Annotated in this window: 8 protein-coding genes; 4 read left to right on the top strand and 4 right to left on the bottom strand. The window is 71.6% G+C overall.

Annotated elements, in window-relative coordinates; all coding sequences use genetic code 11:
* Positions 1 to 300: 300 nt before the first annotated feature.
* Both ABT158_RS31625 and ABT158_RS31620 read right to left on the bottom strand, forming a co-directional pair.
* Complete coding sequence (locus ABT158_RS31625; protein ID WP_352359624.1) at positions 301 to 3,006, bottom strand: family 78 glycoside hydrolase catalytic domain; 2,706 nt, start codon at positions 3,004 to 3,006, stop codon at positions 301 to 303.
* The gene (locus ABT158_RS31620; protein WP_352359622.1) at positions 3,003 to 4,256 is read right to left on the bottom strand and encodes an MFS transporter; all 1,254 of its coding nucleotides are present in this window, start codon (positions 4,254 to 4,256) and stop codon (positions 3,003 to 3,005) included. Before ABT158_RS31620 ends, ABT158_RS31625 begins: the two co-directional genes overlap by 4 nt.
* Before the next feature lie 126 nt (positions 4,257 to 4,382).
* Between ABT158_RS31620 and ABT158_RS31615 the strand changes: the two genes are divergently transcribed.
* Positions 4,383 to 5,396: a LacI family DNA-binding transcriptional regulator gene (locus ABT158_RS31615; RefSeq protein WP_352359620.1), complete on the top strand. Its 1,014-nt coding sequence runs from the start codon at positions 4,383 to 4,385 to the stop codon at positions 5,394 to 5,396.
* A gap of 105 nt (positions 5,397 to 5,501) precedes the next feature.
* Here the strand turns inward: ABT158_RS31615 and ABT158_RS31610 are convergent, their stop codons facing one another.
* Positions 5,502 to 6,464, bottom strand: a complete 963-nt coding sequence (locus ABT158_RS31610; protein ID WP_352359618.1) for an ArsR/SmtB family transcription factor — start codon at positions 6,462 to 6,464, stop codon at positions 5,502 to 5,504.
* A 56-nt stretch (positions 6,465 to 6,520) separates the two neighbouring features.
* On the opposite strand from ABT158_RS31610, the gene ABT158_RS31605 reads away from it, so the two are divergent.
* Positions 6,521 to 7,726: an MFS transporter gene (locus ABT158_RS31605; RefSeq protein WP_352359616.1), complete on the top strand. Its 1,206-nt coding sequence runs from the start codon at positions 6,521 to 6,523 to the stop codon at positions 7,724 to 7,726.
* A gap of 477 nt (positions 7,727 to 8,203) precedes the next feature.
* On the opposite strand, the gene ABT158_RS31600 is transcribed toward ABT158_RS31605, so the two are convergent.
* Positions 8,204 to 9,301, bottom strand: coding sequence for an epoxide hydrolase family protein (locus ABT158_RS31600; RefSeq protein WP_352359614.1), 1,098 nt, complete (start codon positions 9,299 to 9,301; stop codon positions 8,204 to 8,206).
* 222 nt (positions 9,302 to 9,523) lie between these two features.
* Between ABT158_RS31600 and ABT158_RS31595 the strand changes: the two genes are divergently transcribed.
* Positions 9,524 to 9,913, top strand: coding sequence for a RidA family protein (locus tag ABT158_RS31595; RefSeq protein ID WP_352359612.1), 390 nt, complete (start codon positions 9,524 to 9,526; stop codon positions 9,911 to 9,913).
* Positions 9,910 to 10,530 carry a DsbA family oxidoreductase gene (locus ABT158_RS31590; RefSeq protein ID WP_352359610.1) on the top strand — a complete coding sequence of 207 codons (621 nt, stop codon included), beginning with the start codon at positions 9,910 to 9,912 and terminating at the stop codon, positions 10,528 to 10,530. Before ABT158_RS31595 ends, ABT158_RS31590 begins: the two co-directional genes overlap by 4 nt.
* Positions 10,531 to 10,586 lie beyond the last annotated feature (56 nt).

Below are 10,586 nucleotides of genomic sequence, written 5' to 3'. Positions count from 1 at the left end.
TCATCCCTGACTGCGTGTACAAGGTGTACCAGGGCGGCTCGCACGGCATCGCGCTGGTGCCGGGCGACAAGGAGAAGTTCAACGCCGACCTGCTGGACTTCCTGCGCAGCTGACTCGCTTCATCTGACGGGCGAGACCACCGCCGTTCCGCGGCCTCGCCCGTCGGATGGAGGCGATCGGGGGAACGCACATTCGTACGTTCCCCGCGGGCGCCCTCGCCGGCCGCACCACATCCAGGGCAGCCCGCGCCCTCCCGTCACCGAACCTGAGGCCCTCTCCTGCGCCCGGCCCGGCCTCGGCTCACTGCCGCAGTTGCTCGTCCAGGGCCGACTGCAGCCGCGCGACCTGTTCCGGTGTGGCGCGCGGGGCGACCACGGAGGCCAGCTCGGACAGCGGCAGGCGCGACCCGCGAGCCGCCAGGGCCGCCGGATCGCCGGTCACGCCATGGGCGGTCATCACGCGCGTCAGGCGCTCCCACAGCCCGGCGTCGTCCACGGCGTCCGCGATCACTTCCGGCGACGCCGGCGGCGGCAGCTCGGCCTTCCACTGGTGCCGGCCGGGTCCGGCCTGGAACGGTTCGCGCCCCGGCAGGTGCACGACCGCCTCGGTCCCCGGCGGGAGCAGCGCTTCGAGGACGAGGGTGCCGTCACTGATCCGCCACGCCACGCCCGCATGGCCGTACGGAGTCTCCAGATCGGCCTCTGCCCAGGTCAGCCCATGTCCTGGCAGCGGACGCAGCTCGATCCGCCGGTAGCCGGGGGCGGCGGGCGCGAGGCCGGCCACCCGCCGGTGCAGCCAGTCGGCGACCGCGCCCAGCGCATAGTGGTTGAACGAGGTCATCTGGCCGGGGTTGATCGAGCCGTCGGGCAGCATGCTGTCCCAGCGTTCCCAGATCGTCGTCGCGCCCATCGTCACCGGGTAGAGCCACGACGGGCAGGAACGTTCCAGGAGCAGCCGGAACGCCAGGTGCGGGTAGCCCGCCTCGGTGAGCGCGTCCGTGATCAGCGGCGTGCCGACGAATCCGGTCGCCACCCGGAAGCCGTTGGCCCGTACCAGGTCGGCCAGCCTCGTTCCGGCCGCCGCCCGCTGTTCCGGCGTCGGCAGCAGGTCCCAGTGGAGGGCCATCGCATAGGCCGTGGGAGTGTCGCTGACCATCAGCCCGCGCTCCGTGACGTAGGCGGCCGCGAACGCCCGCCTCACCTGCGCCGCCAGGTCTCGGTAGCGTCGCGCGTCGTCGCTCAGGCCGAGCACGGTGGCGGTCCTGGCCAGCAGGTCGGTGCTGCGGATGTAGTGCGCGGTGGCGACCAGGTCCTTGTCCGTGCGGGAGTCGCCGGGCACGTCCGGCGGGGCGGCCGGGTCCAGCCAGTCGCCGAACTGGAACCGGCCGGCCCACAGGCCGTCCTCCCCCGCGAAGGCGCGCAGCCGTTCCACCCACGCCCGCATGCTCGGATACTGCTCGCGCAGCACCTCGGCGTCGCCGTAACGCTCGTAGAGGGTCCACGGCACGATCGTGGCCGCGTCGCCCCACGCGGCGGCAGCGGGGAGGATGTTGTGGTGGACGTTAGGCACCACGAACGGCACGCAGCCGTCCTCGAACTGCTCCGCCGCCAGATCCCGCAACCACGACGACAGGAAGGACGAGCAGTCGGCCAGGAAGGCGGCCGCGGGTGCGAAGACCTGGATGTCGCCCGTCCAGCCGAGCCGCTCGTCCCGCTGGGGGCAGTCGGTCGGCACGTCGAGGAAGTTGCCGCGCATGCTGCGCACCACGTTGTCGTGGAGCTTCTGCACGTCGGGATCCGAGCAGCGGAAATGCCCCGTGGGGCGCAGGTCGGAACTGAGAACGACTGCTTCGACCGACTCGATCTCCTCGGGAGCCACGCCACGCAGCCCCGCGTACCTGAAGCCGTGGAAGGTCAGCGACGGCTCCAGCACCTCGGTCCGGCCGCCGGCCAGCACGTAGCGGTCGGTGGCCTGGGCGCTGCGCAGGGGGCGGATGCCCAGTTCACCGTCCTCCAGCACTTCGGCGTGCCGGACGACGACCTCCTGCCCGGCACGCCCGCGCACGCGCAGCCGTACCCAGCCCACCAGGTTCTCCCCGAAATCCACCAGCAGCTCCCCCGACGGGGCCGGGTGCCGCCTGCCGCCCGGCACCGCGGCGACCGGCCGAACGGGCGGCGAGTCGCCGGGGAAGAGCTGGTCGAGCGGCTCGTCGAGCACATCGACCGGTTCGCCCGGTCCGCGCCCGATCCGCAGGTCGGTGGTCTGTCCGTCGTAGAGGTCGTCAGCCAGGACGCCCGTGGTGTGCGCCCGCCAGCTCTCGTCGGTCACCACCAGGTGCGTGCTTCCGTCGGCGCACTCGATCTCGAGTTGCGCCAGCAGCGCGAGCCGGTCGCCGTACAGGGCCCGCTCGCCGCGCGAGTAGAGCCTGCCGCGGTACCAGCCGTTGCCGAGCAGCGCGGTGACCTCGTTCTCGCCCGGCCTGAGCAGGGCGGTCACGTCGTGGGTGCGGTAACGCAGCCGCCGGCCGTAGCTGGTCCAGCCGGGGGCCAGTTCCTCGTCGGTGACGCGCTCGCCGTTGATCCGCGTCACGTGCAGGCCGAGCGCGGTGACGTGCAGGCGGGCGCGGGTCACCGCCGCGGGCAGCCGCACGGTACGGCTCAGCAGCGGCGCTGCGGTGAGCACCCCGCCCAGGGTCCGCGGCGAGACGAAACGCGCGCTCCAGTCCGCCGCGCCGAAGAGCGGCGTCTCGAAGGCCAGCGGCCGGCTCCAGCCGCCCCAGCGGCCTCGGCTCCCGACGCTGACGCGCAGCGCTCCGGTGGCGCGGGAGCCCAGCGGGGCGAACGGCCATCGCACGCCGAGCTGTTCGGCGCCCTCCGCCGTGTGGACGACGGGTCGCCCGCCGGCGAGGGTGAGCTCGACGCGGTAGGCGTCGAACGGCTCGGTGGTCCGCCAGGACAGACGCGGTCGCGGCGCCGGCATGCCGTGCAGCCGCAGGTCGACGCTCACCGGACCGCCACGGGGTCGGCGGCGGCCGACATGCGGCGGCGCAGCGGGAAGATCCACGTCCAGGCGACCAGGGCGGCGATGAGCACGGCGGCGAGCAGCACCACCATCAGCGCCTTGGGGCTGGCGTCGGCGATCGCCGGGGTGACCAGCGCGAAGCCCGCCGCCACGAAGCGGGTGAAGGCTATGGCGACGCCTTGCGCGGTGCCTCTGATCAGGGTGGGGAAGAACTCCTGCGACCACACCTTGAAGATGACCTCGCCGGCGAAGCTCGCGCCGATCGTGATGGCGAACTTGAGGATGATCAGCGTCACCGTGTTCAGCCCCACGATCAGCGGGATCGCCGTGCCGATCGCCATGATCGCGACACCGATCGTGTAGAGCAGCATCCGGGCGGGCCCGTCCACGTACTTCATGAAGATCAGGATGGTGAGGAACCCGAGCGGATAGGCCAGCATGCCCACGAGGGTGGCCGTGGACACCTGCGCCCCGGCCACCTCGGTGAACAGGAACGTCTGGAACTGGCCGAACGTGTTGGCGACCAGGTTGCCGACGGCGTAGAAGAGACCGAGCCCGACGACGGCGCCGAGCAGCGGCCTGGACGTCAGCACGCGCCAGGAGTCGCCGCGCACGCCCTCGGCCGGCCCGGCCTGCTGCCGGTCGCGCTCGCGTACCCACTCCTCCGACTCACGCAGCCTCCGGCGCAGCACGAGCACCACCAGGGCCACGACGATCACGTGCAGGTAGATGATCCGCGCGCCGATCGTTCCGGTCCCCGAGACCAGGAACGCGATGAGGTAGGCAGCGAATCCGCCACAACTCCACAGCACCTGCGAGAAGGCGACAAGCCTGGCACGCCGGCCTTCCGGCGCCTCCTCGGCCACCAGCGCCAAGGAGGTCGGAATGTCGGCGCCCATCGCCAGACCGGTGACGGCCACGCCGACGAAGATCATCCATGGCTGGACGGCGAAGGCGAGCAGCAGGAGACCGGCGACGAAGACGACGAGGTCGTAGGTGAACACCCTGCGCCTGCCCAGCAGGTCCCCGAGCCGTCCGCCGAACACGGCTCCCAGGGCCAGGCCCAGCGTCAGGACGGACGACGCCGTGCCGATCATCCACGGGCTCAGCCCGAGCTGCTGCTTGTACAGAACCAGCGCGGTGCCGGTCCCCACGATGGTGGCCGCGTCCATGTAGGAGGCCATGCCGCCGAGCGCGGCCGTCCTCCAGGCACGCCTGGCCGTCGTCTGTGTCATCTGCGTCGATACCTCGTGTAGGGGGTTCCACGGCCCGCACGCCGCTGGTCCGCGTTGTGTGAAGCGACTATTGTGGATCGATCTACATTTTTCAAGAGGGAAGTTCCGGACCGCTATGTTGCTGACATGAGTTCCTCGCGCCCCACGATCTCCGACGTCGCCGCCGCGGCAGGAGTGTCACGGGCTGCCGTGTCGAAGGTCCTGCGCGACGCCTACGGCGTCAGCCCGCGCATGCGCGAACGCGTCGAGCGGGCCATCGCCGAGCTGGGTTACCGCCCCCGGGAAGCCGCCCGCGCCATGCGCACCGCCACCCGCACCATCGGAGTGGCCGTCCCCCTGCTGCGTGGCCAGTTCTTCGCCGACATCCTCGACGGCGTCTACGAGGAGCTGGACACCGGCCCTTACCGGATGCTCGTCTCCCCCTTCGACCACGAGACCAGCGAGCGGAACCCCGGCATGGAGTCGTTGTGGGACCGCGAGGTGGAAGCGGTCATCGTCGTCTCGCCGAAGGTGCGCGCGTCCTGGCTCGACTCCTTCGCCCAGCGACTGCCGACGGTCGTGGTGGCCAGGCACGACGCGAGCGACCACTACGACCGCGTCGTCAACGACGACCGGGCGGGCGCGGCCCTGGCCGTCGAGCACCTGGCGACGCTGGGGCACCGGCGGATCACTCACCTCTCGCACAACGTCTCCGGGCCCGGCATGCTGAGCCCTCATGCCGTACGCGAGGCCGGCTACCGCGAGGCGATGCGACGGCTGGGGCTCGACCTGTCGGTGGTGACCTGCGGCGGCAGCGAGGCCGAGACCTACCGGGCCACGGCGGCGCTGCTCGACCGGGGTGATCCGCCGACCGCGCTGTTCGTCGGGTCCGACCAGGGAGCCTTCGGAAGCCTGCGGGCGCTGTCGGAGCATGGGCTACGCGTGCCCGACGACGTCTCCGTCGTGGGCTACGACGACACCCAGTTCGCCTCGCACCCGCGCTTCTCGCTCACCACCATCGCCCAGTACGGCACCGCCATGGGCCGCGTCGCGGCCGACCTGGCACTGGAGCGGATCAAGGCGCGCACGGAGGCGCGGGAGTGGGTGTCACAGCCGGCGTTGATCGAGCGTGAGTCCACGGGCCCCGCACGCCTTCTCTGACGCCACAGGCCGGCGGCTCGCCGGGAGTCACGTTTGGCGTGGTTCCGCACCGGCGACTCCGAGTCGATCGCCACCTACCGCCGCCGCTGACCGACGCCTTCGCGGTCAGGGTTCCGAGCCGGTGACCAGGGCGTCGCCGAGTTCGGAGCGCAGGTAGAGGACCGAGCGGCCGTGGCGGGCGCTGGCCAGCAGGCCGGCGGCGCGGAGGGTGCGAAGGTGCTGGTTGACGGCCGAGGGGGTGACGCCCAGGCGGGCGGCGAGCTCGGTCGAGGAGGCGGGGGCTTCGAGCGTGGTGAGCAGCCCTGCCCGGGTGGCGCCCAGAAGGTCGGTGAGCACCGCCGGGGAGGTGCGGGGCTCGGACTGCCAGAGCGTGCCGGCGCCCCGGGTGCCGTACATGACCAAAGGGGGCTCCGACGGCGAGATGGGGGTCGTGGGGGCCCGGCTGAAGAGGGTCGGGACCAGGGTGAGGCCCTCGCCGCTGGTGGCGCGCCGGTAGCGGGCGTCGCTGATCAGCCGCATGCGGACGACCCCGTCCTTCAGCTGGACGCGTTCGTTGAGGTCGGCGAACATCGCCGCCAGGCCGTGGGCCGAGATGACCTGTCCCCGGTGGACCACGTCGGCCTGCAGGACCGCCCGCATCCTGGGCCACCACGGCGCGAAGCAGGTGCGCCAGTAGTCGCGCAGCGCGTCCAGGATGCGGGCCGAGGGGTCGCCGCGCAACGGCTCGGGTAGCCGGGGGTGGATGGCGCGCAGGTCGTCGAGCACGCGGCCGGCGGGCACGCGGGCCAGGGCGGCGAACTCGTCGTCGATGCGGGTGAGCGGCGCGTGGGGGCGGGGCGACAGGTAGTCCGGCGTCCACATGTCGTCGTTGGTGAGCGCGCGCAGCAGGGGCACGTCCAGCGTGGAGCGGACCTGCTCGGTGCGGCGCAGCCAGGGCAGGTGCACCGGGTAGCGCCCGGGGTCGCGGAACGTGCGCAACGACAGCGTGAGCTCGTTGAGCGGCGAGATGGCGAAGCGGACGTCCGCGACGTCCATGCCCGCGAGCTCGTACTCGATCAGCCCCGCCATGAAGCCATACGCTACATCAATTGGCGACAAAGGCCCTATCACGGGATAAAGGCCCCGTGATCCAGACCTTCTTCCCCAGCGACCGCGTCGCCCGCTCGCTGACCCTCAGCACGATGGCGTTCGCGCTCTCCAGCGGCGTCTTCTACACCGTCAGCACGCTGTACTTCACGCTCGTCATCGGGCTCGGCGTGCAGACGGTGGGGCTCGGGCTGAGCATCGCGGGCGGCACGGGGGTGCTGGCCTCGTACGCGGGAGGGTGGCTGGCCGACCGGTTGGGCGCCCACCGCGTCCAGACGGTGGCGACGGGGCTCAACGGGGTCGCGCTGCTCGCCTACACGTTCGTCTCCGACGCCGTCGCGTTCACCCTGATCGCCTGCATGGCGGTGATCATGCGTTCGGTGGGGTCCTCGTCCAAGCAGGCGATGCTGGCCCGCTGGTACCCCGGCCCTGAGCGGGTCGAGATCCGGGCCCGGATGCGGGTGGTCACGAACGTCTTCATCGGCCTGGGCACGGGCGCCGCCGCGGCGGCGCTGCTGATCGGCACCGCGGCGGCCTACCGGGTGGCGATGGTCGCCGCCGGGGTCCTGCTGCTGGCGGCGACCGTGCCGCTGGCCGGGCTCGGGCGTCAGGTGCCGGAGCTGGCCGCCAGGATGACCGCCGTCAGGCAGCGCGCCGCGTCCGGCGGACCCTCGCCCCTCAGGGACCGCAGGTATGTCGCGAGCGTGGTGTGCAACGCCGTGGTGGCCATGCAGTTCGGCCTGCTGACCGTCGGCGTGCCGCTCTGGGTCGCCACCACCGACGCGCCCACCGCCATCGTCTCCGTCCTGCTCGTCCTCAACACCGTGGTCGTCGCCGCGCTCCAGGTGCGCGCCTCACGGGGCACCGACGACGTGCGCCAGGCCGGGCTCACGGTCAGGCGCGCCTCGTGGCTGCTCGCCCTCGCCTGCGGTCTGTACGCCCTGGCCGCCTACGGGAACGTACTCATCGCCTGCGTCCTGTTCGTACTGGCCGCCTTCGCCCACACCATGGGGGAGATCCTGGGCGAGGCGGGCGGCTGGGGCATGGCCTTCGAACTGGCCGACCCGCGCAGCGCGGGCGCCTACCAGGGGCTCAGCCAGACCGGTTACGCGCTGGCCGCCATGGTCTCGCCGATCCTCGTCACCACCGCCGTCGAACACCGTACGGCGGGCTGGCTCGCCCTGGCCGCCCTCTTCGTCCTGGCCGGCACGGGCGCCGCCGCGGTGGCCAGGCACCCTGCGTAGCGGGCTGCGCGGCTTGCGCGATGGGACCCGCCCGTGAGCGGGGTGCATGTCAGGCTCGCGCAGGCGTGGACCGACGAGACCGAGGACCGCGTCGTCCTCGTCCCCCAGCCGCCTCTTCAGAGTCGAGCAGCGGCTCGAACGCGCTGATCACTCGGCCTCCGTGCCGATGACGCCGCCGCCGAGGGCGGCGGGGGACGCGGCGCCGCGATCAGAATCCGCGGGGTGCCGGTGCGGTCGGCGGAGACCGTCCGGACGTCGGCATGCTCCCGTCCCCGAGGGAGGGCGTAGGCGACGGTCCGCCGGTCGATCCGGGCGGCCTGGTCGTCCACGCCGCGGGTCTCGGCGAGCGGGGCGCCCGCGAGGGCTGGATCTGACCCGCCCGTCGAACCTGCACCGAGCACCTGGAGGTCGCCCGGGCGCGACCGCATCACCAAGAGCGCGACGAGCGGCCGAGGGGTGTCGTCACTCGGCTCCGGTTCAGGTCAGGGGACGGAAGAAGGTTCGGAGCTGGTCCGCCAGGTAGTCCGGTTCCTCGTGGGCCATGAAGTGCCCGCCGCGGTCGGGGCGGGCGAAGTGTCGCAGGTTGGGAAAGGCGCGTTCGGCCAGGCCGCGGGGGAAGCCTGCCATCAGGGGTTCGTGGCTCAGGGTGATCGCGGTCGGCACGGTGACCGGTGGGCGGGGTCCGGTGTGCGGATGGTCGTAGTAGGGACGGAAGGAGGAACCGATGCCGCCGGTGGCCCAGTAGAGGGTGGCCACGGTGAGCAGGTCGTCGGCCTGCCACCGGGTCCTGAGGTCGCCCCCGCAGTCGCTCCAGTCGCGGTACTTGTCGGCGATCCAGGCCAGCAGCCCTGCCGGTGAGTCCGTCAGCGCCGCGGCGATGGTGTCCGGGCGGGTTCCCATGATCGCGCTGTAGCCGCCGTCCTGGGCGTCGTAGGCGTGTTCGGCCTCCAGGTAGATCCGCTCGTCCGGCTTCACGGCCGAAGGGTCGATGCCGGCGGTGAGGCTGCCGGAGGTCATGTGGATCCCGACCACGCTGGCCGGGAACAGGGCGCCGAGCCACTGGGTGACGCTGCCGCCGATGTCCCCGCCGAACGCGCCGTAGCGCTGGTAGCCGAGGGTCGTGGTCATCAGGTGCTGCCAGGTCTCGGCGACCCGCTGCCCGGTGAAGGGCCCGTGGGGCGTTTCGGAGTATCCGAAGCCCGGCAGTGAGGGGACGACCACGTCGAAGTCGGCGGCCAGCCGGTCGGCCACTGCCAGCATCTCCACGAAGCAGCTCGGCCACCCGTGGGTGAGCACCAGCGGCAACGCGCCGGGTCGCGGAGACCTGACGTGGACGAAATGCACCCGCCGGCCATCGATGTCGGTCAGGTACTGCGGGTACTTGTTCAACCCGGCTTCGACCCGGCGCCAGTCGAAGCCGTCCGCCCAGTACCGCACCAAGGCACGCAGGTCCGCGGGGTCGGCCCCGGCGTTCCATCGCGTGCGGTCCGAGGCTGTGGTGAACCGGGTACGCGACAGGCGTACTCGCAGGTCAGCGAGCACGTGCTCCGGTACGTCGAGGTGAAAGGGTCGCATGCTCCGGCAATCGTCGGGTGGTCGGTGGGCTACGTCTGTCGAGCGACCTGATTCTGTCAGTGCTGCGCGACACCAGCCATCAGCTCCCCTGCGGCAACCAGCTTGACCCCCGGGTATGTGCGCGTCCCGGTGAGGCTTCCGCGCCCCAGGACTTGACAAGAATATACATGTACATGCAACATCTACTTGCACGTACAAAGTATGCACATACAAGGAGATGTCATGAACCGTGAGCGCGTGAGCACCACCCCCGACTGGTACGAGCCCTATGCGATCTCGCAGGCGATCAAGGCGGGCGGGTTCGTGTTCGCCTCCGGTCAGGCCGGCTTCGACGAGAACGGCGTCACCGTCAGCGACGACTTCGAGGCCCAGGCCCGGCAGGCGTTCGCCAACCTCGACCGGGTGCTGAAGGAAGCCGGATCCAGCCTCGCCGACGCGGTCAAGGTGACCATCCTCGTCACCGACCTGGAGCCCAACCTGGACACCATCATCCGGCTGCGCAGGGAGTTCTTCGCGCAGCCCTACCCCGCCGACACCCTGATCCAGGTCTCCCGGCTGGCCCAGGCCGACTGGCAGATCGAGATCGACGCGACCGCGGTGGCGCGTTCGTGAAGATCCAGATCTGGTCCGACTACGTCTGCCCGTTCTGCCTGCTGGCCAAGGGGCCGATCCAGGAGGCCGTCGCCGGACGTGACGTCGAGGTCGAGTGGATGCCGTTCGAGCTGCGCCCCGAACCCGTCCCGACGCTGGAACCCGAGGGCGCCTACCTCCAGGACATCTGGAAGCAGACGATCTACCCGATGGCGGAGCGGATGGGCGTCCACATCCACCTGCCGGACGTCTCGCCCCAGCCGTACACACGGCTGGCCTTCGAGGGCTACCAGTACGCCAGGGAGCACGGTGACGCCGCGGCCTACAACGACCGGCTGCTGCGGGCGTTCTTCGAGGACGGCCTCGACATCGGCGACCTGGACGTGCTCACGGACCTGGCCGCCGGGCTGGGCCTCGACGCGGCGGAGTTCCGCGCCGCCCTGCTCGACGGCCGCTACGGCGAGACGCACCAGGCCGCGCTCCGGCAGGCGCACGAACTGCGGATCCGCTCGGTCCCGACGATCATCATCGACGGCGCCCACCGGATCGAGGGCGTCCCCCGGGCCGGCGCGCTCCGCGAGCTCCTCGACAAGCTCGAAGACCCCGTGAAGACCTCGTGCGGCGTGGAGGGCTGCTGAGGGAGGTGGCGGAAGCGCACGCGCCCTCGCCGCCGTGCGCGATCCGCAACAGACCT

This window comes from Nonomuraea sp. NPDC001636 (assembly GCF_040298265.1).
Lineage (GTDB): Bacteria > Actinomycetota > Actinomycetes > Streptosporangiales > Streptosporangiaceae > Nonomuraea.
This window is presented reverse-complemented; position numbering and strand designations above follow the sequence as displayed.